Raw genomic sequence first — 24,279 nt, 5'->3', positions numbered from 1 at the left:
CCGTCGGTCAGCTCATGATACTACGCAATCGTTAGCGCTAACGTTAGCGAAGGAGGACAGTGCGACATCTTGCTCTGCTAGGTACGGGCGGCACCATTGCCACCCGTGGCACCGCTTTCGGCCGCAAGGTCGAGGTTGGGGCTGCCGAGCTGCTCCGGACCGCGAGGGACACCTGGGACCTCAGCGGTATCCAGGTCGAGGCCAGGGATCTGGCCGGTATCCCCAGCTTCGCCGCTTCAGTTCCCGATGTACTCGCGCTGGTCGAGGCCGTTCGCTCCGCGGCCGAAGAGGTCGACGGTGTCGTGGTCACGCACGGAACCGACTCGCTCGAGGAAACGGCGTTCCTGCTGGCTCTGGCTCACTCCGGACCGCAGCCCGTGGTGATCACCGGCGCACAGCGCCCTTTCGACGATCCGTCGCCGGACGGACCGCGCAACCTCGCCACAGCGCTGCGCTGGGCGGGGGCGCCGGAAGCGGAAGCGACCGGAGTCAGCGTCGCGTTCGCCGATGAGATCCTGCCCGCGGTCGGTGTGCGCAAGTCGCACAGCCTGGCACTTCGAGCCTTCTCCGCACCGGGCCGGTCGCCGATCGGTCAGGTCGACGAAGCGGGTGTTCGTGCGCACGGATCGGCCCCCCGCGTGGCTCTGCTGCGGCCAGGCACGACAGAGCTGCCCAAAGTGGACGTCATCCCGCAGTACCTGGGCGTGGACGCATCGGCACTGGACCACGCCGTTGCCGGTGGCGCGCGCGGTCTCGTGATCGCTGGTTTCGGCTCCGGCAACACCACCCCGGCAACGACACAAGCGTGTCTGCGACTGCTGTCCGACGGGGTCCCCGTGTTGATCACCAGTCGTACCGGCGCGGGACCAGTCACCGGGCTTTATGCCGGGGGCAGCACCGACCTCGCGGCAGCAGGAGCGGTGTTCGCGGGAGACCTTTCACCCTGGCAGGCCCGGCTGCTACTTGCCGCCGCCCTGTCGGTCGAGGAATTCCAGGACCGGGCGGCCCAGAGATGCCTGACCTGGCTACGCGAGACACATGTGGTGTCAGCCGACTACCGACTGGGCGTAGCCGAATAATTCGCAATTCACGCCCGTCTACGAAAGGAAGTGAATACCATGGCCAAGGAAATCCTCGTGGCGTACGGGGTTGACGTCGATGCGGTCGGCGGATGGCTTGGATCGTACGGGGGCGAAGACTCGCCTTGCGATATTTCCCGCGGCCTGTTCGCCGGCGAGGTCGCCGTCCCTCGGATGCTGGAAATGTTCCGGCGCGCGGACCTGCCGACGACCTGGTTCTGGCCGGGCCACTCGATCGAGACGTTTCCTGAGCAGTTCGACGCCTGCGTCAACGCCGGCCACGAGATCGGTGTACACGGATACAGTCACGAAAACCCAATCGCGATGTCTCGTTCGCAGGAATCCGCCATCCTGGACCACTGCATCGAACTGATCGAGACCCGCGCGGGCAGGCGACCCACTGGGTACGTCGCGCCGTGGTGGGAATTCTCCCCGGTCACCAACGAACTACTGCTCGAACGGCGCATCAAGTACGACCACTCACTGATGCACCGGGACTTCGAGCCGTACTACGTCCGCGTTGGAGATTCCTGGACCAAGATCGACTATGCAGAGCCTGCCGAAACCTGGATGAAGCCGTTGGAACGGGGCAAGGAAACCGGCCTGGTCGAGATTCCGGCTTCCTGGTATCTCGACGACCTGCCGCCGATGATGTTCATCAAGGCAAGCCCGAACAGCCACGGCTTCGTCAGTCCTCGCGATCTCGAAACGATGTGGCGAGACCAGTTCGACTGGGTCTATCGGGAGTCCGACTATGCGGTCTTCACGATGACCGTCCACCCGGACGTGTCGGGACGTCCGCAGAATCTGCTCATGCACGAGCGGCTCATCGAGCACATCAACGGGCACGAGGGCGTCCGGTGGGTCACCTTCGACGAGATCGCCGACGACTTCATCCGCCGCACACAGCGGCACTGAAACCGTCCGCAGGGGAGCGAAATCCGTTTGCTCCCCCACTCTCCCCTCCCCACCCCACTGCGCGGACCTCGCTCCTGTCCGCCTTCATATCCCATCCGGGAGTCCCGCTATGCCTGGACCACTCGATCTCCTACCACCCGGCGGCGCACCACTGAGTACGCGCATGATCCGCCGTGTCTCCCTGGTCTGCTTCCTCGCCTGGGTTTTCAGCGTTTTCGACCACACACTGTTCGGCACCCTGCTTCCTCAGATCGCGGCGGATTTCGGTTGGAGTTCGGCCGAGAGCACCGCCGTGGCCACGTGGGTCACGGCGGGAACATTCGTCGTGTCCCTCGCCGTGGGGCCAATGCTTGACCGCCTCGGTCGTAAACCCTCGCTGATGATCACCACGGCCGGCGCAGCCCTCACATCCGGATTCAGCGCGATCACCGGCGGCAAGTTCTCGATGATCCTGGTGCGATCCTTTTCCGGCCTCGGCTATTCCGAGGAAGTTGTCAACAGCGTCTACCTCAACGAGGTTTACGGCCGCAACGGCAAGCGCGGTTTCATGTACAGCTTCGTCCAGAGCGGCTGGCCGGTCGGGGCGATGCTGGGCGCCGCTCTGACAGCCGCGTTCCTGCCGCTTATCGGCTGGCGTGGCGTCTTCTTGTTCGCGACGTTCCCTGCGATCGTCATCGTCCTGCTCGCTCGGCGATTGCCTGAATCACCGGTGTTCGTGAACTTGCGCCACATTCGCAAGCTCCGCCGCGAGGGACGCGTGAGCGACGCTGACGAGGTAGCCGCTGCCGCAGGCATCGACGACGAACGCGCAGGCACCGTCCGCGACGTGTTCGCACCAGGACTGCGAATGCACACGATCAGCCTCTCTCTGGCGTGGCTACTGAACTGGATGGCGATCCAGGTCTTCTCCGTGCTGGGCACGACCGTGTTGACCGAGGGCAAGGGTGTCTCGTTCGACAGTGCGCTGCTCGTGCTGATCCTGGCCAATGCGGCGGGCTTCACCGGCTACCTTTTTCACGGCTATCTCGGCGACCGAGTCGGACGTCGCAACACGATCATCATCGGCTGGCTCATCGGGGGCGTGGTGATGACGGTGATGTTGTTCGGCCCGGACAGTTCCGGCTTCGTCATCCCTCTCTACGCCCTCGGTCTCTTCTTCCTCACCGGCCCGTACGCCGCACTGCTGTTCTACATGGGCGAGTCATTCCCGGCTCACGTTCGCGGCATCGGCCCCAACACCGCTCACATCATGGGCCCAATCGGAGCCATAGTCGGTTCCGCGGTGCTCACCGTGCTGATCGGTGCCGGACTGTCGATGACGATCGCGGCATTCTGCGCGGGTTCCCTAGGCCTGATCGGCTCTGGCATCGCCATGCTCGGCACCCGGAAGGTCGACCAGAACACTGCCGGCGAGCTCCCGTCGTTGACCACCACCACGTCCTGAGGAGGTCCATCATGAATCTCGGCCAGATTTCGGTTCCTGGGCGCGACGACGGCCTGGCCGGCAAGGTCGCGGTGATCACCGGTGGCGCGAGCGGCATCGGCCGCGCACTCGCACTGGCCTACGCCCGCGCCGGTGTCAGCACCGTCCTGGGTTACCACCCGGGTGACCCACACGATCCCGCCGCCGCGGTCGCCGACGTCGAAGCCCTAGGAGGGCGCACACTCGCGGTCGAGGCTGACGTCACCGACTCCAACGCGGTCCGTGTTCTCGTCCAGAACGCGGTCAGCGAGTTCGGCGGACTCGATATCGCCGTTGCCAATGCCGGGATCCTGCGCAGGGCAACCCTCGCTGACATGACCGACGAGCACTGGAACAGCATGCTCGATGTGGACCTCACCGGGGTCGTGCGACTACTTCGCGCGGCAGCAGGAGCGATGCACGGCAGCGGCGCCCTGGTCGCGGTCTCGTCGATCGCAGGTGGCGTCTACGGCTGGGGCGAGCACGCCCACTATGCCGCCGCCAAGGCCGGCGTTCTCGGCCTGATCCGTTCGGTCGCCGTCGAACTGGCACCGCGCGGAATCCGCGCCAACGCGGTGATTCCCGGCCTCATCGAAACACCCCAGTCGCTGGACGCGGAGAACTCGTTGGGCCCGGACGGACTCGAAGCGGCCGGGCACGGCATTCCCGCAGGCAGGGTCGGTCATGCCGACGAAGTGGCGCGAGCGATCCGATTCCTCACTTCCGACGACGCGTCCTACATCACTGGCGAACACCTCGTCGTCGATGGCGGACTCACTGTGCGCTTCCCCAGCTGACAAGCCAAAGGACCGTGATGAATGACGAACCCACCGGCGCCCTGGCAGGGCGTCGCTGCCTGATAACCGGGGCCGCGAGCGGAATCGGCGCAGCAATCGCCACCGCGTTCGACCGAGCGGGCGCCACCCTCGCGCTGGCCGACCTCGACGGCGATCAGTTGGAGCGATCGGCCGCCTCGCGAAACGCCTCCCGGCACCCGGTCGATCTCACCGATCCCCCTGCGGTGACCGCCCTGGTCGAGGACGTTCTCGAACAGCATGGCCAGATAGACGTCCTCGTCAACTGCGCCGGGATCCTCACCGAGGTGCCACTGATCGACATGGACCTGGCTACCTGGCAGCGCATGATCGACGTCGATCTCACCACGGTGTTTCTGACCTGCCGTGCGGTGGTCCCGCATATGCTCGCCGCCAACGGCGGGCGAATCATCAACATCGCCTCCCAGCTGGGCCAGAAGGGTGGATCAGGGCTCACCCACTACAGCGCGGCCAAGGCAGGCGTCATCGGATTCACCAAAGCACTGGCCAGGGAGGTCTCCGCGCGTGGAGTGCTGGTCAACGCAATCGCCCCCGGCCCGATCAGCACGCCGATGATCGACGGCCTCAGCCAGGAATGGAAGAGCGCGAAGGAAGCCGAACTCCCCCTCGGCCGCTTCGGGCTCCCGTACGAGGTCGCACCCACCGCCCTCCTGCTCGCCTCCGATCCCGGAGGCAACCTCTACACCGGCCAGACCCTGGGCCCCAACAGCGGCGATGTGATGGCATAGAAAATGTGCGGAGCTTGTGCGCCTGTCGGCGGGGGCTGGCCGGAACGCATCGCCCCCTTACATCCCGGAGCAGCCGCGCGCCGCGCCAGGGTGGTGACGACACTGCTCCAATCCCTGGATTCGCAGGCCGTACGGCGAGTGACGGTCACTCCCTGGCCCGGCGGGGGCCTTCGCTGGATGACCAACGGTGGTCTGCGGTTCGCCCGATCACTTTCGGAAGCGATACGAACCCTGACCCGCCAGTACGGCCAGTTGGTGCCGCTACCGGACGCGACATCGCTGTCCGGTAAGCATCGGGACCTGCCTTTCCCGGTGGTCCCCGAGGCTGCCGCGGTCTGGTGCGTCGCAGTGGTGGAAGCGGGATGGGCTACCGGACATCCCTGTTTCCTGAACCTCGGCGATCGCGAGATCGCCCTGCACGGCGAGCATGTGCGAATACGCGATCTACCCCGCGCGAATCCCAGCTTGCGAACGCCCTACGACTCTTCGGAACTGCTCGCTCACTGGGCGAGCACCTTCGGTGATTTCCGAGTTGAACAAGGGACACACCCGCGCCATCAACAGGCATGAACCCGAAGTCATAAGTCGCGGGTCGCCTGGAATTCACAACGCTACTGCAAGCCAAGCGCCTTGCGAACCGCCAGGTAGTTCAAGCCGGGGGTCGCCAGCAGGTAACCCCAAGGCAACACCTTCGGCACCCTCTTCCTCGAAACCTGTGACAGATGCCGACGGGCTCGCTCGCAGGCTGGACCGAGCGGCTTCGACGCGTGCGCGGCAGACCCATTGGGACGCATGTCAGTCACGGCTTCGGGGTACAAGCGAATGGCCACTGCGCTCGTGCAACTTGCCACCGAGCTGACCGGCGGAAAGATCGTGTTCTCGCACGAAGGCGGATACTCGCCGGTATATGTCCCCTTCTGTGGACCGGCTGTCCTCGAAGCACTTTCCGGGACGGAGACCAAGGGGGCGACCCCTACGCGGCAGCGTTCGAGGATTCGCCTGCGCACTCGCTCAAAGAATGGCAGGCCGACGTGATCGAGCAAGCTCGTCGGATCGCCCTCACATTACAACTCGAGTGTCCATGAGTGCGCCTTCCCGCGCCCTTGGTGCGACAGTCCGGTTGGCAGGTGGCGACTACTGTGGACTGTCGTTCGGGTTGGCGTGGGCTTTGGCAAGGTCTTCCAGGCCGAGGTCCGCTTCGGCGATGCGGTCACGTTCGGCTTCAAGGTCGAGGGAGCGAGTCAGAAACCAGTAGGCGATGCCGGAGGCCGCGATTCCGACGAAGTGGGCGACATCGATGCCGTCCAGCGCCTTCGCGATCGGACCGGTGTAGATGGCGGTGCTCTGGAAGGGAACGCTGGCGGCGAAGCCGATCAGGTAGGCGGCAAGGCCCGGACGGCTCCATCGACCGTACATACCGTGGGGGTTGAAGATTTCCCGAATCGAGTAGTGACCTTTTCGTACGACGAAGAAGTCGACGAGGTTGATCGCGGTCCAGGGCCCGAAAAAGTAGAGCAGGAAAACCAGGAACGTGCCGATGGCGGTCAGGAAGTCGGGCGGCAGGGCGTACTGCAGCGCTAGGCCCACGACGGACACCGAAAGTACGGCCGTGAGCCGGACCCTGGCGGTGGGTCGCACTGGTTTGAACGAGTCGACGATGGCAAGCAGGGTGAGCGACGCACCGTAGAGGTTGAGCGCGATAACGATGATCAGCCCCGGGAGCGCGACGAGCAGGGCGGTGGCTCCGAATCCTGGGAAGATCGCGTCTCCTGCGGTTCGGATCGTTTCGATCGGGCCAAGATCGGTGAATGCCTGGGCGATCAGGGCACCCAGGCTGAGCAACCAGATGCTGCTCAGCGCCATCCCGAGATATGTCCACAGGAAGGTCGACCGCACGCCCACGTCCGGCGGCAGGTAGCGCGAGTAGTCCGATACGTACGGTGCCCAACTGATCAGGTAGCCGGCGGAAACCGCGAACTGGAGCAGAAACGGCAACCAGCTGAAGCGTCCCGGGTCGAGCGCGCCATCGGGCAGGTCGAAGGTGGTGATCGCCGCGACGGAAAAGAACGCGTAGGCGACCAGAAACAGCGCGAGCAGCCAGCGGGACAACCGGTGGATCGAGTCGTACCCGAAGACGGCGAGAAGCAGAGCCGCACCCACGACCACCGGCGCCCACGCCTTCGAGGACCCGCCAACGACATTCTGGAGGGTGTCGCCACCGAGCGCGCCGGCGAAGACGTTATAGCCGATGTAGCTGATCAGCACGAACACCCAGACGAGTACCGCACCGCGGTAGCCGAACTGCGGGCGTGACTGGACCATCTGGGGCAGCCCGAGTTGCGGTCCCTGCGCGGAGTGGAACGCGCTGAAAAAGGTACCGAACAGCGAGCCCAGGACAATTCCGGCCAGTGACCAGAAGAGGTTCGCCCCTGCCGCGACGCCGATGAGGCCGATGGCCACACTCGCCACGGTGGCCGTGGCCATGATCCAGACCGGCCCGAGGTGCCAGGCTTTGCCATGACGCTCGGCAAGCGGCACATAGTCGATCGAGCGAACCTCGACCCGCCCCGCGCTCGGTTTGGTCGCCGACTCCGCCCCAGCTGGTGCTGCTGGTCTCGACATGCGCCTCGCCTCCGTTCGTACTGATTTGAATACTTAAGTGCCTTTGGTATACAAGAGAGCATCAAGTATGTAAATAGCCGATGGGTATGCTCAGGATGGTGGTGCTGTGCCGATACGGGGTGAGGCGATGCGAGCAGAGCGGGTGACGGCGGTGCGGCGCCCGTTCGCGCCAGTGCCGGATTCGGCCAGGCAGCACGCGGTGCGCATGTCCGATGGGGTGTTACTGGCCACCGACGTGTATTTGCCGGCGCGCGGTGCACGCTGGCCCGTGCTGGTGGTCCGCCTGCCATATGACAAAGCCGGCGACGAGTGCTTCGTGCCGGACATCGGCGCGTGGTTCGCCGAGCGCGGTTACGCCGTGGTGGCGCAGGACGTACGCGGCAAGGTGCGGTCCGACGGGCCGGTCGATCCCTTTGTCGCCGAGGTCACCGACGGCTACGACACCATCGACTGGGTGGCGTCCCAGCCGTGGTGCGACGGTTCGGTCGGCATGTTCGGCGACTCCTACTACGGCTTCACCCAGTGGGCAGCGGCGGCGTCGGCACACCCGGCCCTGCGCGCGATCACCCCGCGCGCGGCAGCCGCCGACCTCACCCACGCGCTCTACCGGCAGGGCGTGTTCATGCTCGAGATGGGTGCCTACTGGGCGGTCGAGACCTGGGTCGACGAGGCGCTCTACGACTATGACGGCGCGCTGGACTGGTCCGTCCGGCCGCTGTCGGACATCGCGCCCAGGGCATTGGATGGCCGCCGGCCCACCGGGCTGGACGCTTGGGCACACAGACGTTTCAGCGACACCGTGAGGTTGCCGGTGCGAGGCGACATCCCGGCGCTGCACATAGGTGGCTACTACGACTTCCTGCTTCGCGGCCAGCTCAGCACCTGGCGGCAGGCACGTACCGCGGGCCGGGCCACACAGCACTTGATGCTCGGGGCGGTTGACCACGTCGCCACACCCCTGCGCGAACCCGGCGAACCAGCGGTGGACCCCACCACGTCACCGGCGCTGCTGCGCCGGATGCTCGACGTCTACCTCGGTCCGCTGCTGCCGTTCTTCGAGCACCATCTCCGTGGCCGGGGCGACTACGACGTGGCGCCGGTGCGTTGGCAGTTGGCACGTGCGGACGATCGGTGGCGCGAAGATCACCAATGGCCGCCCACCGGCAGCCGGCCGGCCACCTGGTATCTGGGCGGCGATCCCAGCCACGATGATGGCGCCCTGCGCCTGCGTTCGGACACCACCGCTCGCACCGCCACGTGGACCCATGATCCGCATCATCCGGTGCCCAGCCGGGTCCATCCTTACTACACGTTGCTCGAACCGCCGGACGAGCACGACCTGCACATCCGCCCCGACGTACTCACCTTCACCACCGAGCCGCTGCCCCGCCCGCTCGATCTCGCCGGACCTGTCGAACTGCGGATGAAAGTTTCCGGGAGTGCGGCATCAGCGCATGTGATCGCAACCGTATGCGACGTGCTGCCCGATGGCCGCACCCAGCCCGTGCTCGACGGCGCCGCACTGGCAGCGGCCCCCTGGCCTGCGCGGCTGCGGATCGATCTCGGCGACACCGGGTATCGGTTGCGGCAAGGCCACCGCCTGCGACTGACCCTGGCCGCTTCGGCATTCCCCCGCTACGCCCTGCATCCGGGCACCGATGGACACTTCTGGACTACCACCCGCACCGCACTCGCTGAGCAGTCGGTCATCCTTGGTGGCCCCGAAGGCGCCCAGGTCACCTGCCACGTCCTTGCCGAGAGAGAGCAGCACCCATGAGAGGAATCCGACCGCAGGCCCAGCCACCTGGGCCAGACCGGCCCCCTGCCGTCGTCCGTGCCTACAGCGAGCTTCGCCGCAAAATCCTGCACGGCGAACTGCGGGCGGGGACGACGATCAGCGAAGCCGACACCGCCACCGTGCTCGGTGTCTCGCGCACCCCCGTGCGGGAAGCCCTGCGCGAATTACTCAACGAGGGCCTACTCGAAGAAGGTCGCCGCCGCCAGGTCGTCGTCGCGTCGTTGTCGGCCGAGCTCAATCGCGAGGTGCGGCTCATGCGAACCGCGCTGGAACGACTCGCCGCGCGTGAAGCCGCCGTCCATGCCACCGAGTCCGACCTCGACCAGCTCCGCCTGGTCATGATCCGCACTCGCCGTGCCCTTGCCGCCGAGGACACGAACACCTTCCTCGACTGCGACGACGAGTTCCACCTTGGCATCGCCCGCGCCGCGGGCCTCGCTATCGTCGAGGACACTGTCCGCAGGCTCCGCGGGTACACCCGGCTCGCCGGTCTCACCGCGGGCTGGAGCAGCGTCCACCTCGCCAGCTCCGCCGACGAACACGACGCAATTGTCGATGCCCTCGAGACCCACGACCCGGACATCGCCGAACATGCCCTGGCCCAGCACCTGGCCTCCCTGACCTCGCCGTCGCCGAAGGCCGGTCAGGGATAGAGGCCGCGCAACTGGTGTGCCTGAGCGACGCGTTCCACTGCCAGGCAGGTCGCGGCCGTGCGTAGTGGCACGCCGAGCCGCTCCGCGTGCCGGCTGACGTGCTCCCAGGCACTGAGCATCCGATCGGCCAGGCGCAACTCGACCTCGTCGGCGCTCCACCAGTACGCCTGATTGGCCTGCACCCACTCGAAATAGGAGACGATCACACCTCCCGCGTTGGCGAGGATGTCCGGGACGACGAGCCGGTCCGCGGCTCGCAGGACCAGGTCGGCCTCGGGGGTCGTCGGCCCGTTCGCGCCCTCCACGATCACCTGGGCACGAATCCGGTGGGCGTTGCCTCCGTGCAGCACCCCCTCGACCGCCGCCGGAACCAACAGGTCGACCTCGCTGGTCAGCAGATCGTCGTGGGTGATCTCCTCCCCGCAACCGAAACCGACGACCGAGCCGGTCGCGTCGACGTGCCGCTCGAGGGCGGCGATGTCGAGCCCGGAGCTCGACGCGACCGCACCGTACTGGTCGCTGACGGCTATCACTCGGACGCCGGTCTCGTCGAGAAACCGGGCAGCGTAACGGCCGACCTTGCCGAAGCCCTGCACCGCGGCGGTCGCCCGGGCGGGTTCGATGCCCCGGCTGCGCAGCGCGGCACCGGCGACGTGCACGACACCGCGCGAGGTGGCGGTGGCGCGGCCGAGCGAACCACCGAGGCTCACCGGCTTGCCGGTGGTGACCCCGAGGACGGTGTGCCCGTGCTGAACCGAGTACGTGTCCATCATCCAGGCCATGGTCTGCTCGTCAGTGCCGACGTCCGGGGCGGGAATATCGCGCTCCGGGCCGATCATCGGGCTGATCTCGCTGGTGTAGCGGCGGGTCACCCGCTCCAGCTCGGCCGTGGAGTACTGGCGCGGGTCGATTCGGACCCCGCCCTTCGCTCCCCCGTACGGCACGTTGAGCAGGGCGCACTTCCAGGTCATCCACATCGCCAGTGCCCGCACCTCGTCGAGGGTGACGTCCTTGCTGTAGCGCAGTCCGCCCTTCGCCGGGCCCCTGGAGAAGTTGTGCTGCACACGGTGCCCCGTCAGCAGCTCCGTGGTGCCGTCGTCGCGGCGCAACGGAATACTCACCGTGACCTCGCGCCGTGGCGAGGCGAGCATCGCGAACATGCCCTCGTCGTAACCGAGCAGACCCACGGCTTGCCGCAACTGGGTACGGGCGTCATCGAGCGGTTGCGGCGTGGAGACGGCGGGGTCGAGTACGTCCATCACCGGGTCTCCCCGAAGACGCGTTCGAGGACGTCGAGGCCCTCGGTGAGCAGATGGTCCGGAATGGACAGTGGGGGCAGGAAACGCAGCACGTTGCCGTACGTGCCACAGGTGAGCACGACCAGACCTTCGGCGTGCGCCGCGGCGGCGATCCGCTTGGTGAGGTCTGCGTCCGGGGTCGTGGTGTCCTGCTCCACCAGCTCGACCGCGATCATCGCGCCGCGTCCTCGCACCTCCCCGATGCGGGGATCGGCCTGCTGGAGCGCGGTGAGCCGCTCCTTCATGGTCTTCTCGATCGACCTGGCGCGGTCGATGAGGCCATCCGCTTCGATCGTCTCGATCACCCCGAGCGCGGCGGCGACGGCCAGCGGGTTGCCCCCGTACGTTCCGCCAAGGCCCCCACCGTGCGGCGCGTCCATGATCTCGGCCCGGCCGGTGACCGCCGAGAGCGGCAAGCCACCGGCGATGCCCTTGGCCGTGACGATCAGGTCGGGCACCACGCCCTCATGATCGACCGCGAACAGGGCGCCGGTACGGGCGAAACCGGACTGCACCTCGTCGGCGATGAACACCACGCCGTTCGCCCGGCACCAGTCGGCGAGCGTGGCCAGGAAGCCGGGCGCGGGGACGATGAAGCCGCCTTCGCCCTGAATCGGCTCGATCACGAACGCGGCGAGGTTCTCCACACCCACCTGCTGCTCGACCACCTCGATCGCCTGGCGTGCGGCCGCGACGCCGTCCATCCCGCCGTCGCGGAACGGGTAGGACACGGGAGCGCGATACACCTCTGCGGCGAACGGACCGAAGCCGTTCTTGTACGGCATGTTCTTGGCGGTCAGCGCCATGGTCAGGTTGGTACGGCCGTGATAGGCGTGGTCGAACGCGACGACGGCCGGCCTGCGGGTCCACGAACGCGCGATCTTGACAGCGTTCTCCACGGCCTCGGCGCCGGAGTTGAACAGAACGGTGCGCTTCTCCTCCGAACCGGGCGTCAGCCGGTTGAGCTCCTCGGCCAGGCGCACGTAACCCTCGTAGGGCGTCACCATGAAGCAGGTGTGGGTGAAGGCCTGGACCTGCTCGGTGACCGCCTCCGCGACACGCGGAGCACTGTTGCCGACCGTGGTCACGGCGATGCCGGAGCCGAAGTCGATCAGCGAGTTGCCGTCCACGTCCACCACGACGCCCCCGCCCGCGGCGACGGTGTAGACCGGCAGCACAGTGCCCACGCCCTGCGCCACGGCACTCACCTTTCGGGCGTGCAACTCGCGCGACTTCGGGCCGGGGACCTCGGTTACGAGCCGGCGCTCCTGGACGAGGGCGGGGCCACCGTTGTAGCCGGCGCTGTGACTCTCGGACATCGATGCTCCTGAAGTGAGGCGGTGATGAGTTGCTCCGACAGTAGAGAAATCATGCCCAGCCCGACATGCCAGGATCGCCCTCCTCCAGCAGGCCCAACTGTGCAACTATGTCACTCATGGTCGCGGTCGAGGAACTAGTTGGGCACCACTCGCTCGCGCTTGCCGGGGTGCACCTGCCACAGCCGGCGGCCGAGATCAGATGGGTGGCGACGAGCGAACTCCCCGATCCCTCGCCCTTCCTCGAGGGCGGCGAGGTCCTGCTCACCACCGGCCTGGAGATGAGGCAGTGGCGCAGCCAATGGAAGGGCTACGTCGCCCGGCTGGCCGCACGGAAGGTCGTCGCGCTCGGCTTCGCCACCGGCCTCACCCACCGCACCGTCCCAACAGGATTGATCGCCGCCTGCCGGCATGAGGGCCTGAACGTGTTCGAGGTGCCGAGGGAGACAACCTTCGTGGCCATCAGCCACACCCTCGCATCGATGAAGGAGACCGACGCCGAGCACGCTGCCCGCAGATCACTGGAGGCCCAGCGGCAGCTGACGCAGACCGCTCTTCGCCGGGATGATCCCGCGGCTCTCGTGAGCCGGTTGGCGGACATCGTCGACGGTGCGGCGACACTGGTCGGCCGCGACGCCATCGAGCCAACAGGACCCGCGCGCGCCGAGCTCGACCCGGCCCTTGTGGCGTCGGAGGTGGACAGGCTGCGACCACAAGGGCTGCGGGCCGCCACTAGCATCCAGACCGGTACCGCGACACTTGTCGTGCAGCCGGTCGGGCTGACAGGACCGCCGGTGGGACACCTCGCGGTGTACCTGCCCCATCGGGTCACCGACCGCGAACGGACGGCGATAGCGACGGCCGTCTCGCTGCTCAGCCTGGCGGCGCAGACCCGCCTCGAACGACGCGACGCTGATCGCCGTCTGCGCGCACGTGCGCTGGAACTGCTCGTCGACGCCGATGCGCGGACCGCGGCGATCGTGCTGGAGGCCAGGAGTGATCGTGGCGCGGCGCTACCGAAACACGTTGTCATCGCTCGGGTCACGGGACCGGACGACGCCTTGCGTGACGCTCTGGAGTCGGTAGAGGACTCCGTATCTTTGGCGGCGCGGGTGCGGGAGGAACTGTGGCTGGCTGGCACCCCCGTCGCCATCGACCAGCACATGCCTGCCATCGCCGCACGAGGTCTCCTCGGCGGCGTCGGCAGCCCCACGACGATCGACGACGCCCGTCGCAGTTGGACGAACGCGGGCCACGCCCTGGCCTCCGCCACCCCGGCCGCGCCAGTCGTGTGGTGGGAGCGGCTGGTCAACGAGGGCGCGATGGCGGTGCTCGACGACGACCGGGCTGCCGCGTTCGCCACTTCGTTCCTCGCCCGGCTGGACGACAAGGAACTGGTCCGGACTTTGAGTTCTTTCCTGCACCACCACGGCTCCCGGCTCAAGGTCGCCGAAGAGCTGGGGATACATCGCAACACCGTGGGCAATCGAATCGCGCAGATCGAAGCCGCGCTGGGGCGCTCACTCGACGATCCCCAGGTACGGGTGAACGCGTGGATCGCCCTTCAGGTAGCCACCGGCTCGGCCTGATCCGGCAGTCGCGTCGCGCCGCTTACACAATCGGATGACCCGCACCGCGGCTGACATGGTGCACAGGCGGGACCCGCCATATTGTGCAGTTCGTCCCTGTCCCGGAATCCGGCGGTCACGTACGTTCTGCGGAACTACACGGAGGTTCACGTGCGACTTCTCCCCGTGCTCCTGGCTCAGGCGAGTCCCCAGCCCCCGGACCGGGCAATTGGTCACCTGCGGCACGACGTCCTGGCCCAGATGGACGAGTTCCCGCGGACCCGCCTGCTCGTCTACCCCGAACTGCACACCTGCACGGTCGAAGGCAACCGCGCCGAGCGTGACCGGAAGTACCGGGAACTGGCCGAGCCACTGGACGGGCCCCGGGTGACCGAGTTGCGCTCGATCGCCAGCGAGGCCGGCGTGTGGCTGATCCCGGGGACGGTGCTCGAGCGCGGGGCCAACGGCGAACTGTTCAACACGGCCCTCGCCATCACACCTGACGGCGAGGTGGCGGCGAGCTATCGGAAGATCTTCCCGTGGCGGCCGGCCGAGCCCTTCGACCCGGGCACGGAGTTCGTCACGTTCGACATTCCCGAGGTCGGACGAATCGGCTTGGCCGTGTGCTACGACCTGTGGTTTCCCGAGGTAGTCCGGCACCTCGCCTGGCTGGGTGCCGAGGTCGTGGTCATCCCGACCCAGACCACGACCGCCGACCGCGAACAGGAACTCGTGCTCACCCGTGCGGCTGCGATCCACAACCAGGTGCTCGTCCTCAGCGCCAATGCCGCCGCACCCCTCGGCACAGGCCGGAGCACCATCGTTGATCCCGAGGGCCTCGTCCGCGTCCAATCGGCGGGCGAGTCGGCGGCTCGCCTCAGCGACGTGATCGACCTCGACAGCGTCACCAAGACCCGAGAGACCGGGACCTGCGGGCTGAACAGGATGTGGTCCCAGGCCAGACCTGGTGATCCCGTTCTCCCCCTCCCGCTCTACGAAGGCCACCTAGACCCCATCCGCTGGGATCCATCCCAGTCGCGCCACAGCGGAGATACCAGTGACATCTGACAAACAGCAACTCGAGCGCACGGTCACGCTCTGGCCACTCGTCCTTTTCGGAATCGCCTACATCACGCCGTTCATCGTCCTGACCACGTTCGGCGTGTTCTCCGAGGCGAGCAACGGGACACTGGCGACCGCCTATGCGGTGACCACCATCGCGATGATCTTCACCGCGCTCAGCTACGGCAAGCTGGCCGGCCTGTATCCCGCCGCGGGCTCGGCGTACACATACGCTCGCAGGGCGATCGACTCGCGAGTCGGGTTCATGGTCGGGTGGGCGGTCCTCCTGGACTACTTCTTCCTGCCGATGGTGGTCTGGCTGTTCGGCACGGTGTACCTGACCGAGCAGTTCCCGGCGGTACCCGGATGGATGTTCCTGCTCGGCTTCATCATTCTCACGACGGCACTGAACGTCATCGGCATGCGGGTAGCGACTCGAATCAACCTCGCCCTGATCGCCTTCCAGGTGCTGGTCCTGCTCTTCTTCGTCATCTTCTCCCTGGACACCGTTATCGGTGACTCCGGCGTCGGCGCCGTACTCAGCCCCGAACCCTTCTGGAACAGCACCTCCACCATCTCGGCGGTCTCTGCGGGCGCGGCGTTGACCGCCTACAGCTTCATCGGCTTCGACGCGGTCAGCACTTTCGCCGAGGAGACGAAGAATCCGCGCAAGACCGTGCCGCGTGCCATCGTGCTGACCGCCGTCATCGCCGGCATCATCTTCGTGCTGGTCGCCTACGTCATCCAGCTGGTCCACCCGGGAGGGCAGTTCCAGAACGCTGGTAGCGCACCACTGCAGATCGCCGAACAGATCGGAGGCGACTTCTTCGGCGCGGTCTTCCTGTCCACCGTCATCGTCGCGCAGTTCACCGCCGGCATCCCGATCCAGGCGGCAGGGGCCAGGTTGATGTACGCCATGGGGCGGGACAACGCACTCCCCCGCCGGATCTTCGCGAAGGTCCATTCCCGGTTCCACACGCCGATCTACAACCTCCTGCTCACCGGCGGGATCGGCCTTCTCGCGCTCGTGCTCAGCGTCACCACCTCGACATCGTTCATCAACTTCGGCGCTTTCACCGCGTTCGCCTTCGTCAACATCTCCGTGATCGCCCAGTACTTCCGCGACCGCGCCACGAAGCCGCGAAATCCCCTGACATGGGTCGTCGCGCCGCTGATCGGGCTCGGTTTCGTCGGCTGGTTGATCACGCACCTGGACTCGAATGCGCTCACACTCGGCTTCATCTGGCTGGCCGTGGGATTCTGCTGGCTTCTCTTTCTGACACGGGGATTCCGAGTCCCACCCCCCGCGGTGGATCTCGACGACAGTCCAGGTCGGAACGAAGACGCCCCGCAGGCCAACCCCGCTCACTGAGCATCCCAGGTGCCTGCGGTCTCGAACGTTCCACGCTCATCGCGCGCGTAGCCAGTCAGGCGCCCGGTGTGGAGAACTCGAAGGGCCGCGGGAAATGCCGCAGCGTCAGCCCGGCCTGCCCGCGGCGATCTCGGTGCTGCTCGTCAGACAGTGATGATCTTCAGGGCGGCCGGTCGCAGCCGGACCGTACGCGGTAGCCGCCCGAGGTCGTCACCATCGGCGCCGACGGGAAGGGGCCGATCCGCGCTGAGCGAGACCTCCTTGGCGCGGATCACCCGCACCTCGGGAAGGTGGACGTGCGCACCGGTCTTGGCTTGACGCATAAAGCGTCCCAGCCGCCGCTTCGGCCCCGCACCGACAATGAGAATGTCGAGCAACCCGTCGTCGAGGACCGCGTCCGGCACGATCCTGAGACCGTGCCCGTAGGCTCCGGAGTTCGCGACGACGACCATATGTGCCTTCGTGGTGATCCGCTCACCGTCGGCGACGATGGTGTAGGTCGGCGGGCGCCAGGTCAGCACCGTCACGACGGGTGCGAGCCGGTACAGCAGCGGCGCGGGGATCCACCGGCTGTTGTTGATCATCGCGGTGGACACCGAGTCGATCCCCGCGTAGATGTTGCCGATCACCAAGGCCCCACTGGATTCGAGCACGTCGATCTGCTGGGCGCGACCGTCGAGCAGCAGCGCCGCCAACTCGGCCGGTTCGGACGGCAGCGCCAGCTTGCGGGCCAGGTCGTTGCCCCGGCCCGCCGGGACCACCGCGAGTGTGCCTCCCGCGGCGGCCACACCCTCCGCGGCGTCTCGCACCAGGCCGTCGCCGCCGACCGCGACGACCACATCACCCCGGGCGGCGGCATCGGCCGCCGCACGCACCGCGTGACCGCGGCTTCGCGTGCGTTCGACGCTCACCTTCGCTCCGGCCTCGGCGAGCAGCTCGGCCAGTTGCTGCCAGCGCCGTGGAGCGACACCGCCACCGGAGATCGGGTTGACCAGCGCATGGAACGACCGCATCAGATCAGTACACCCGGGTTGAGCACACCCTTCGGATCGAGCGAGTCCTTCACCGCGCGAACAGCGCGCACGGCCAGCGGGCCGATCTCCGCGTGATAGGCCTCCCGGTGATCGGTGCCGACACCGTGGTGATGGGTGATGGTGGCGCCCGAGGACCGGATGGCCTCGTTGGCCGCGTGCTTGGCCTGAGCCCACTGTTCGAGCGGGTCGCCCGACTGCGCGCAGATGACGGTGAAGTACAGCGACGCGCCCGCCGCGTACACATGGCTGATGTGACACAGCACGAGTGGTGGCGTGCCCTGACCGGCGAGTGCCTCGGTGATCGACTGGGTCACCGCGGTCTTCAGGTTCGCGAGGTTCGACCAGAACGTCGCGGTCTCGAGCGTCTCCACCAGGCCTCCGGCGTCCAGCATCGGATCCCGCAGGTAAGGGCCACGGAATCGGCCCTCGCGCCAGGCCTCCCCCACCTCGGTGCCCAGCGCCGTGCCGCCAGCCGCGGCGAGGACTTCCGTCGCCGCAGCCCTGCGCGCCTCGACCTCACCCGGCGCGCCCTCATAACCGGTGACGACCAGGCAACCACCCGTGCTGCCGCCCAGTTTGCCGCTCGGATCGGCCAGGTTGACCGCGGTCTCCGCCTCGTCGGACAGCCGGAGCACGGTCGGCAGTGGCCCGTCCTGCGCCAGCGCGCGCAGCGCTTCCGCGCCCGCACCGAAGGACTCGAACCGCCATCCCTCGAACACCCTATGCCGAGGCACCGGTCGCACCTGCACGGTCACGGACGTGATGACGCCGAACGCGCCCTCGGAACCGAGCACCAGCTGCCGCAGATCCGGGCCCGCGGCGGACATCGGCGCCGTGCCGAGTTCGACGGTGCCCCTCGGGGTGGCCAGCACGAGCCCGACCACCATCTCGTCGAACCGTCCGTATCCGGCCGAGGACTGGCCTGCCGAGCGAGCCGCGGCGTAGCCGCCGATGGTGGCGCCTTCATACGACTGCGGGAAGTGGCCGAGGGTGAAGCCCTTGGCGTGCAACAGTTCCTCGGCTTGCGGACCGCGCATTCCGCTCTGCAACGTGGCCGTCCGGGAGACCTCGTCGAGATGCACCAGCTGGTCGAGGCGGTGGAGGTCCAGTGCGATCACCCCGGCGAAACCGTCCCGCACCGGAGTCAGTCCACCGACCACTGATGTGCCACCCCCGAACGGCACGACCGCGATCCGGTGTTCCGAACAGACTCGCAGCAGACCCACGACCTCGTCGTGGTCACCAGGGCTGGCCACCACGTCCGGGGCGTCGGTGCCGTCGCCCGCGCGTAGCTTGAGGATGTCCGGCGTCGAGTAGCCACGGGTGTGTTGCACCCGTGCATCATGTTCCGCCGCGACATACTTCGCGCCCACGACCGACACGATGGCCTCCCGTGCCGCGGCAGGCAGAGCCGAGTCGGGCAGCGAGACGTCGCCGGGATCCACAGCGGCGCTGCTTCGCGCGCCGAGCTGTTCGAGAGCCGTGGCAGCGATTCCGGGCAGTGCGCCCGGGGTCTGCGGGTTACCCCAGCGCGGGCGCCGCATCCGCACCACGGGCACGTCGATTTCGTTCACGATGGCCACTCCTAAAGTCAGGTGCTACACTTTGACACATGATGTCGCAGCGTCGCAATCCCCAGACGTCCGGCCAGTCCACCAATGCGGTCAGCGAAGACGCGATCCTGGACGCGACATACCACCTGCTCCTCGCCGTCGGGCTGCGCCGGATGACCATGGCCGACATCGCCCGGCACGCCGGAGTCTCCCGCGCGACCCTGTACCGCCGGTGGCAGAACGTGCGCGAAGTGGTCGCCGCGTTGCTGACCCGCGAGTGGTCGACCGCCATCAACGACACCGTCGACACCGTCGACGCGACCTCCGACGCCCCGAACGGCCGGCAGCGCCTGGTCGACGTCGTCGTCCGGACCACACACATGAGCCGCACCCACCCGATGCTGCGCAAGATCATCGAACTCGACCCGGAGTTCCTGATGCCGTATCTGCTCCATCGCCGTGGCGCCAACACCGAGCACCAGCTGGCCCTGCTCGAGAAAGCCGTCGGCAACGGCATCGCCGACGGCTCGATTCGCGCCGGAGACGCCTCGGAACTGGCCCGATCAGTGCTGCTGGTCGCCTGGTCGTCGGCGCTCACCGGGCCCGTACTGACCGACGACTTCGACGCGCTGGACAGCCACCTCCGCGACCTTCTGGAGAGGTACCTGACACCATGACCGCCTCCCTCAACGCCAACCGGCGTTCCCGCGAACTCGACGCGCTCTCCGCGGACGGTCCGGTCGACGTACTCGTCATCGGGGGTGGCGTCACCGGCGCCGGCGTCGCCCTCGACGCGGCATCCAGGGGGTTGTCGGTCGTGCTCGCCGAGAAACACGACCTGGCTTTCGGCACCAGCCGGTGGAGCTCGAAGCTCGTGCACGGTGGGCTGCGCTATCTGGCGTCGGGCGCTGTCGGCATCGCCCATGAAAGCGCCGTCGAGCGCGGAATCCTCATCGATCGCACGGCCCCGCATCTGGTGCGGCCGTTGCCTCAGCTGGTGCCGCTGCTACCGGTGGTATCGCGTTCCCAGGCAGCGCTGACCCGCTCCGGTTTCCTTGCCGGTGACGCACTCCGGGCGACGGCAGGCACCTCGCGCCACACCCTGCCCCGATCCCGCCGGATCACCCGCGCGGAAGTGCGACGACTCGCGCCGACCGTGCGGGTCGACGGACTGCGCGGCGGCCTGCTGGCCTGGGACGGCCAGCTTCAGGACGACGCACGCCTGGTGGTGGCTCTCGCCCGCACCGCCGCCGCACACGGAGCCCGGATTCTCACTCGCTGCGCGGCGACCGAAGCCACCGGGCACGGAGCCGTGCTGCGCGACGAACTGTCCGGCACAACTGTCGACGTCGACGCCAGGATGGTGATCAACGCGGCGGGCGTGTGGGCAGGCCAGTTCGCCCCCGGGATGACCCTGCGCCCCAGCAGAGGCAGCCACCTCGTCTTCGCCGCCGAATCCTTCGGTGCCCTCGGTGCCGGTCTGACCGTGCCGGTACCCGGTTCCGTCAGCCGCTTCGTGTTCGCACTGCCCTCTCCCGAAGGCCGGGTCTACGTCGGCCTCACCGACGAAGACGTGTCCGGCGAGATCCCCGACGTACCGCAGGCGGCGCCGGCCGAGATCGACTTCCTCCTGGAGGTGATCAACAGCGCACTGGCCGAATCACTGACCCGCGCGGACATTCTGGGCACGTACTCCGGACTGCGCCCACTGCTGGACACCGGTGGGGCCAGTACCGCCGACATCTCCCGTAAGCATGCCGTCATCACCGCGCCGGACGGCCTGGTCACCATCGTCGGTGGCAAGCTCACCACCTATCGGCGAATGGCCCAGGACGCCCTGGATGCCGCCCTCGCCGCTCGGGCGGCCGAGGCCGCACCCTGTCGCACCGCGCGTCTTCCACTGGTCGGCGCGGCGGCTCCCGCGGAGCTCTCCACCGTGGCGGCACCGCGACACCTGGTGCGGCGGTACGGCACGGAGGCCGCCGCCGTGGTCGCCGAAGCCAATCGCGATCCGGCTCTGCTGCGGCCTGTCGCCGACGGCGTGGACACCGTCGGCGCCGAACTGCGATTCGCCGTACGACATGAGGGTGCGCTGGACGTGGCCGACCTGCTCGACCGTCGCACCCGCGTCGGGCTCTCGCCTGCCGACCGCGAACAGGCCGTGCCCTCGGCCGAACGAGCGCTGTCGGACACGCGAGAGAGCTGACGTGATCCGGCGGCTGCCGCGCGAACCCGGTGCGGGACATGGCGAAAGCCGGTGGCTCGACCTCGAGTCGAGCCACCGGCCAGACGTCAGGTCACGCCGTGCGGTTGTAGAGCTTCTTCGCCCACACGTACCCGAGCAGCGCGATGCCCGCGCACCAGGCCAGCGCGATCCAGATGTCGTTGCCGACGGGGGTGTCCATCAGCAGCGCCCGGATGGATTCCATGATCGGAGTGAACGGCTGGTACTCGGCGAACCAGCGGACCCCGTCGGGCATCGAGTCGGTCGGTACGAACCCGCTGCCGAGGAACGGCAGGAACATCAGCGGCATCGGCAGGCTGCTGGCTCCCTCCACGGTCTTCGAGGCCTGGCCGACGGCCACGGTGAACCAGACCAGGGCGAAGCTCACCGCGGCGAGCAGGCCGACCAGCGCCAGCCAGCCGCCGAAGCCCGCTTCCGGGCGAAAGCCGATCGCCAGGGCGACCCCGACCACCACGGCGAGGCTCAGGAACGCCTGGATGATGCTGCCGACCACGTGGCCGGTCAGGACCGAGACCCTGGCGATGTTCATGGTTCGGAAGCGGGCGATGATTCCTTCGGTCATGTCCATCGCCACCGATATCGCTGTGCCCTGGACGGTGGACGCGATGGTCATCAGCAGGATCGCCGGCACCAGGTAGTTGACATATTCGGCACGGCCACCGGAAGGCCCGCCGATCCCGGCACCGAGCGTGCCCCCGAACACGTATACGAACAGCAACAGCAACAGCACCGGCATGGCGATCAGTTGCACGGTCATCGATGGATATCGCACCATCCGTCGCAGATTGCGACGCACCATCGTCGTCGAATCGCGCAACGGGTGGCTCGCGACTGCGGTGGTCATCTGATCGTCACCTTCTCATTGTCGGAATCACCGGTGAGGGCAAGGAAAACGTCATCCAGATCGGGGGTGTGCACGGAAAATCCGTTCACGTCGATCGACTCGTTGTCGAGCCGGTCAAGGAGTGTCTTCAGCGAGCGCAGGCTGCCGTCGTTCGGCACACGCAGGGCCAGCGCGTCACCGTCGGAGTGCGCGGCCTCACCGAGAACCCGTCGCGCAGTCCGCAGGCCAGTGGGGTCGGTGAACTGAAGCCGGACGTGACCGCCGGAAATCCGGCGCTTGAGTTCCTCCGGCGTGCCCTCGGCGACCAGCCTTCCGCCCTCCAGCACCGCGATCCGGTCGGCCAGTTCGTCGGCCTCCTCCAGATACTGTGTGGTCAGGAAGATGGTCACGCCGCCGGCCACCAGTTCCCGCACGATCTGCCACATCTGCCGCCTGCTGCGCGGATCCAGCCCCGTGGTCGGCTCATCCAGGAAGATCACCCGGGGACTGCCCACAAGCGTCATGGCCAGATCCAGCCGTCGCCGCATACCGCCCGAGTAGGTGGCCGCCGGTTTCCCCGCCGCCTCGGTAAGGTCGAAGCGCCCGAGTAGTTCGGCCGCGGTCCGTTTGCCCTCCTTCTTGGACAGATGGTTGAGGTCCGCCATCAGCCGCAGGTTCTCCTCGCCGGTGAGCAGGTTGTCCACGGCGGAGAACTGGCCGGTGACCCCGATCGCCGCACGCACCGAATCCGGATCGGCCGCCACATCATGTCCCGCGACCTCGGCGTGGCCACCATTCGCCGCGATCAGTGTGGACAGGATCTTGACCGCCGTCGTCTTGCCCGCGCCGTTCGCACCGAGTAGCGAGAAGATCGTGCCCTGTGCGACGGTCAGGCCGATGCCGTCCAGCACCACCTTGTCGCCGAACGATTTCCGCAGCCCGCTCACCGATATCGCCGGCTGGGCGACGTTGTTCGTCATCAGAGTTCCCTTCACGGTAGGAGCTGGGTTCAGGCCCGGTGGATCGTGATGTCGCCGAATCCGGTGCGCCCGCGTACTTCGACGGTCTGACCGGTCTTCTCGGCCGGTTGCTCCGTTTCTTCGAGCGCGTTGCGCACCTGCCCGAAGTTGGTCTGCACATCGAGCCAGGCAGCCGTGCCCGCGCCGATGCCGATCTCCAGGTCACCGTTGGAGGTCTCCAGTACGACGGAGCCGCGAACGAGCTCACCGACCCGGATGGCGCCGTTCGCGGTCTTCGCGGTCAATCCGCCGCCCGCCCGGTCCACCGCGATGTCCCCGTTCGCCGAGCGCACTCGCGCCTCGCCACCGACCGAGCCGATTTCGGTGTTGCCGTTGGAGTTCTTGATCGTGGTGCCGCCCTCGATGTCACCGATCCGGATCCGGCCGGACCCCGTGGTCACCTCGGCGTCGCCGGCGACTCCCTCGACCGAGACGTGTCCGGCGGACGTGTTCAGCCGCAGCGGTCCGGTCGGGCCCAGCCGAGCGTGTCCGGCTGAGGACTTGAACCGGCACTCACCGAGCCTGCCGGTGGACTGGAAGTCGCCGACCGAGGCGTCCGCGTGCACCTGTGAGCCCTCGGGTAGCTGGACGGTCAGGTCGACCGACCAGCTCTTGGTGGACAAGGACTCGAACGGGCGCGGGTTCTTGCCCTTGATCAGCAGCGTGCCGCCCGAGTACTCGACGCGGACCTGCTTGGCCGCCTTCACGTCCGACGGTTCGTTCTCGTTGGTCGGGAGCACCTCGACCACGGTGTCGGTGCGCTCGCTGGCGACGAACCGCACGTTGGCGACACTCATGTCGAGGGTCACGATGATCGGTTCCGGTGTGTCGAATTTTGGCATGGTTGTCCCCTTTGAATTGGTGAAGCCGACGTTCTCGCTGGTGAGAACGGT

Annotated in this window: 21 protein-coding genes and 1 pseudogene; 14 read left to right on the top strand and 8 right to left on the bottom strand. The window is 67.3% G+C overall.

What is annotated here, in order from left to right:
• Positions 1–59 precede the first annotated feature (59 nt).
• The 7 genes and pseudogenes from D0C15_RS10335 to D0C15_RS35670 all read left to right on the top strand — a co-directional run.
• Positions 60–1,079, top strand: coding sequence for an asparaginase (locus D0C15_RS10335; protein WP_116043402.1), 1,020 nt, complete (start codon positions 60–62; stop codon positions 1,077–1,079).
• Positions 1,080–1,118: 39 nt separating this feature from the next.
• Complete coding sequence (locus tag D0C15_RS10330; protein ID WP_116043399.1) at positions 1,119–1,997, top strand: polysaccharide deacetylase family protein; 879 nt, start codon at positions 1,119–1,121, stop codon at positions 1,995–1,997.
• Positions 1,998–2,160: 163 nt separating this feature from the next.
• Positions 2,161–3,441: an MFS transporter gene (locus tag D0C15_RS10325; RefSeq protein WP_211323144.1), complete on the top strand. Its 1,281-nt coding sequence runs from the start codon at positions 2,161–2,163 to the stop codon at positions 3,439–3,441.
• 11 nt (positions 3,442–3,452) lie between these two features.
• A complete protein-coding gene (locus D0C15_RS10320) occupies positions 3,453–4,256 on the top strand; it encodes an SDR family NAD(P)-dependent oxidoreductase (protein ID WP_116043395.1) in 804 nt (267 codons plus the stop codon).
• Positions 4,257–4,273: 17 nt separating this feature from the next.
• Positions 4,274–5,023, top strand: a complete 750-nt coding sequence (locus tag D0C15_RS10315) for an SDR family NAD(P)-dependent oxidoreductase (RefSeq protein ID WP_116043392.1) — start codon at positions 4,274–4,276, stop codon at positions 5,021–5,023.
• Positions 5,024–5,116: 93 nt separating this feature from the next.
• Entirely contained in the window at positions 5,117–5,593 is a 477-nt protein-coding gene (locus D0C15_RS10310) for a hypothetical protein (protein ID WP_162829988.1), read from the top strand.
• A gap of 195 nt (positions 5,594–5,788) precedes the next feature.
• Positions 5,789–6,058 (top strand): annotated as a pseudogene (locus D0C15_RS35670) (hypothetical protein); the annotation flags it as partial.
• A 99-nt stretch (positions 6,059–6,157) separates the two neighbouring features.
• Here D0C15_RS35670 and D0C15_RS10300 read toward each other — a convergent pair.
• Positions 6,158–7,645: a purine-cytosine permease family protein gene (locus D0C15_RS10300; protein WP_116043384.1), complete on the bottom strand. Its 1,488-nt coding sequence runs from the start codon at positions 7,643–7,645 to the stop codon at positions 6,158–6,160.
• Positions 7,646–7,772: 127 nt separating this feature from the next.
• Here D0C15_RS10300 and D0C15_RS10295 point away from each other — a divergent pair, with 127 nt between their 5' ends.
• Positions 7,773–9,422 carry a CocE/NonD family hydrolase gene (locus D0C15_RS10295; RefSeq protein ID WP_116043381.1) on the top strand — a complete coding sequence of 550 codons (1,650 nt, stop codon included), beginning with the start codon at positions 7,773–7,775 and terminating at the stop codon, positions 9,420–9,422.
• The gene (locus D0C15_RS10290; protein ID WP_116043379.1) at positions 9,419–10,096 is read left to right on the top strand and encodes a GntR family transcriptional regulator; all 678 of its coding nucleotides are present in this window, start codon (positions 9,419–9,421) and stop codon (positions 10,094–10,096) included. Before D0C15_RS10295 ends, D0C15_RS10290 begins: the two co-directional genes overlap by 4 nt.
• Here the strand turns inward: D0C15_RS10290 and D0C15_RS10285 are convergent.
• Positions 10,087–11,355 (bottom strand): Glu/Leu/Phe/Val family dehydrogenase, encoded by a 1,269-nt coding sequence (locus D0C15_RS10285; protein WP_116043376.1) that lies wholly within the window; start codon positions 11,353–11,355, stop codon positions 10,087–10,089. The genes D0C15_RS10290 and D0C15_RS10285 overlap by 10 nt on opposite strands.
• Positions 11,355–12,713 carry a 4-aminobutyrate--2-oxoglutarate transaminase gene (gene gabT, locus D0C15_RS10280; protein WP_116043374.1) on the bottom strand — a complete coding sequence of 453 codons (1,359 nt, stop codon included), beginning with the start codon at positions 12,711–12,713 and terminating at the stop codon, positions 11,355–11,357. The genes D0C15_RS10285 and gabT overlap by 1 nt, the downstream gene beginning before the upstream one ends.
• 107 nt (positions 12,714–12,820) lie before the next feature.
• Here gabT and D0C15_RS10275 point away from each other — a divergent pair, with 107 nt between their 5' ends.
• The 3 genes from D0C15_RS10275 to D0C15_RS10265 all read left to right on the top strand — a co-directional run bounded on the left by D0C15_RS10275 (position 12,821) and on the right by D0C15_RS10265 (position 16,712).
• Positions 12,821–14,299, top strand: a complete 1,479-nt coding sequence (locus D0C15_RS10275) for a PucR family transcriptional regulator (protein WP_162829987.1) — start codon at positions 12,821–12,823, stop codon at positions 14,297–14,299.
• Positions 14,300–14,449: 150 nt separating this feature from the next.
• Positions 14,450–15,346 carry a carbon-nitrogen hydrolase family protein gene (locus D0C15_RS10270; protein ID WP_211323143.1) on the top strand — a complete coding sequence of 299 codons (897 nt, stop codon included), beginning with the start codon at positions 14,450–14,452 and terminating at the stop codon, positions 15,344–15,346.
• Positions 15,336–16,712: an APC family permease gene (locus tag D0C15_RS10265; RefSeq protein WP_116043368.1), complete on the top strand. Its 1,377-nt coding sequence runs from the start codon at positions 15,336–15,338 to the stop codon at positions 16,710–16,712. The genes D0C15_RS10270 and D0C15_RS10265 overlap by 11 nt, the downstream gene beginning before the upstream one ends.
• A gap of 143 nt (positions 16,713–16,855) precedes the next feature.
• Here D0C15_RS10265 and D0C15_RS10260 read toward each other — a convergent pair whose 3' ends face one another.
• On the bottom strand, positions 16,856–17,725 hold the full coding sequence (locus D0C15_RS10260; protein WP_116043366.1) for a diacylglycerol/lipid kinase family protein: 870 nt from the start codon (positions 17,723–17,725) through the stop codon (positions 16,856–16,858).
• Positions 17,725–19,320, bottom strand: a complete 1,596-nt coding sequence (locus D0C15_RS10255; RefSeq protein WP_245975689.1) for an FAD-binding oxidoreductase — start codon at positions 19,318–19,320, stop codon at positions 17,725–17,727. Before D0C15_RS10255 ends, D0C15_RS10260 begins: the two co-directional genes overlap by 1 nt.
• Before the next feature lie 38 nt (positions 19,321–19,358).
• Between D0C15_RS10255 and D0C15_RS10250 the strand changes: the two genes are divergently transcribed.
• Positions 19,359–19,976, top strand: coding sequence for a TetR/AcrR family transcriptional regulator (locus tag D0C15_RS10250; protein WP_116043363.1), 618 nt, complete (start codon positions 19,359–19,361; stop codon positions 19,974–19,976).
• A complete protein-coding gene (locus D0C15_RS10245; RefSeq protein ID WP_116043361.1) occupies positions 19,973–21,505 on the top strand; it encodes a glycerol-3-phosphate dehydrogenase/oxidase in 1,533 nt (510 codons plus the stop codon). The genes D0C15_RS10250 and D0C15_RS10245 overlap by 4 nt, the downstream gene beginning before the upstream one ends.
• Before the next feature lie 91 nt (positions 21,506–21,596).
• Here D0C15_RS10245 and D0C15_RS10240 read toward each other — a convergent pair whose 3' ends face one another.
• The 3 genes from D0C15_RS10240 to D0C15_RS10230 are packed head-to-tail and all read right to left on the bottom strand — an operon-like array spanning position 21,597 to position 24,228.
• On the bottom strand, positions 21,597–22,388 hold the full coding sequence (locus D0C15_RS10240) for an ABC transporter permease (RefSeq protein WP_116043358.1): 792 nt from the start codon (positions 22,386–22,388) through the stop codon (positions 21,597–21,599).
• Entirely contained in the window at positions 22,385–23,347 is a 963-nt protein-coding gene (locus D0C15_RS10235; RefSeq protein ID WP_116043356.1) for an ATP-binding cassette domain-containing protein, read from the bottom strand. The genes D0C15_RS10240 and D0C15_RS10235 overlap by 4 nt, the downstream gene beginning before the upstream one ends.
• A 29-nt stretch (positions 23,348–23,376) precedes the next feature.
• Complete coding sequence (locus D0C15_RS10230) at positions 23,377–24,228, bottom strand: DUF4097 family beta strand repeat-containing protein (protein WP_116043353.1); 852 nt, start codon at positions 24,226–24,228, stop codon at positions 23,377–23,379.
• Positions 24,229–24,279: the final 51 nt, after the last annotated feature.

Origin of the sequence: Amycolatopsis palatopharyngis, assembly GCF_003385185.1 — a bacterium.
GTDB classification, from domain to species: Bacteria; Actinomycetota; Actinomycetes; order Mycobacteriales; family Pseudonocardiaceae; genus Amycolatopsis; species Amycolatopsis palatopharyngis.
This window is presented reverse-complemented; position numbering and strand designations above follow the sequence as displayed.

Coding starts and splice junctions, on each gene's coding strand:
- D0C15_RS10330 (WP_116043399.1), top strand. CDS start 1,119: ATGGCCAAGGAAATCCTCGTGGCGTACGGGGTTGACGTCGATGCGGTC.
- D0C15_RS10325 (WP_211323144.1), top strand. CDS start 2,161: ATGATCCGCCGTGTCTCCCTGGTCTGCTTCCTCGCCTGGGTTTTCAGC.
- D0C15_RS10320 (WP_116043395.1), top strand. CDS start 3,453: ATGAATCTCGGCCAGATTTCGGTTCCTGGGCGCGACGACGGCCTGGCC.
- D0C15_RS10315 (WP_116043392.1), top strand. CDS start 4,274: ATGAATGACGAACCCACCGGCGCCCTGGCAGGGCGTCGCTGCCTGATA.
- D0C15_RS10300 (WP_116043384.1), bottom strand. CDS start 7,645: ATGTCGAGACCAGCAGCACCAGCTGGGGCGGAGTCGGCGACCAAACCG.
- D0C15_RS10295 (WP_116043381.1), top strand. CDS start 7,773: ATGCGAGCAGAGCGGGTGACGGCGGTGCGGCGCCCGTTCGCGCCAGTG.
- D0C15_RS10290 (WP_116043379.1), top strand. CDS start 9,419: ATGAGAGGAATCCGACCGCAGGCCCAGCCACCTGGGCCAGACCGGCCC.
- D0C15_RS10285 (WP_116043376.1), bottom strand. CDS start 11,355: ATGGACGTACTCGACCCCGCCGTCTCCACGCCGCAACCGCTCGATGAC.
- gabT (WP_116043374.1), bottom strand. CDS start 12,713: ATGTCCGAGAGTCACAGCGCCGGCTACAACGGTGGCCCCGCCCTCGTC.
- D0C15_RS10275 (WP_162829987.1), top strand. CDS start 12,821: ATGTCACTCATGGTCGCGGTCGAGGAACTAGTTGGGCACCACTCGCTC.
- D0C15_RS10260 (WP_116043366.1), bottom strand. CDS start 17,725: ATGCGGTCGTTCCATGCGCTGGTCAACCCGATCTCCGGTGGCGGTGTC.
- D0C15_RS10250 (WP_116043363.1), top strand. CDS start 19,359: ATGATGTCGCAGCGTCGCAATCCCCAGACGTCCGGCCAGTCCACCAAT.
- D0C15_RS10245 (WP_116043361.1), top strand. CDS start 19,973: ATGACCGCCTCCCTCAACGCCAACCGGCGTTCCCGCGAACTCGACGCG.
- D0C15_RS10240 (WP_116043358.1), bottom strand. CDS start 22,388: ATGACCACCGCAGTCGCGAGCCACCCGTTGCGCGATTCGACGACGATG.
- D0C15_RS10235 (WP_116043356.1), bottom strand. CDS start 23,347: ATGACGAACAACGTCGCCCAGCCGGCGATATCGGTGAGCGGGCTGCGG.
- D0C15_RS10230 (WP_116043353.1), bottom strand. CDS start 24,228: ATGCCAAAATTCGACACACCGGAACCGATCATCGTGACCCTCGACATG.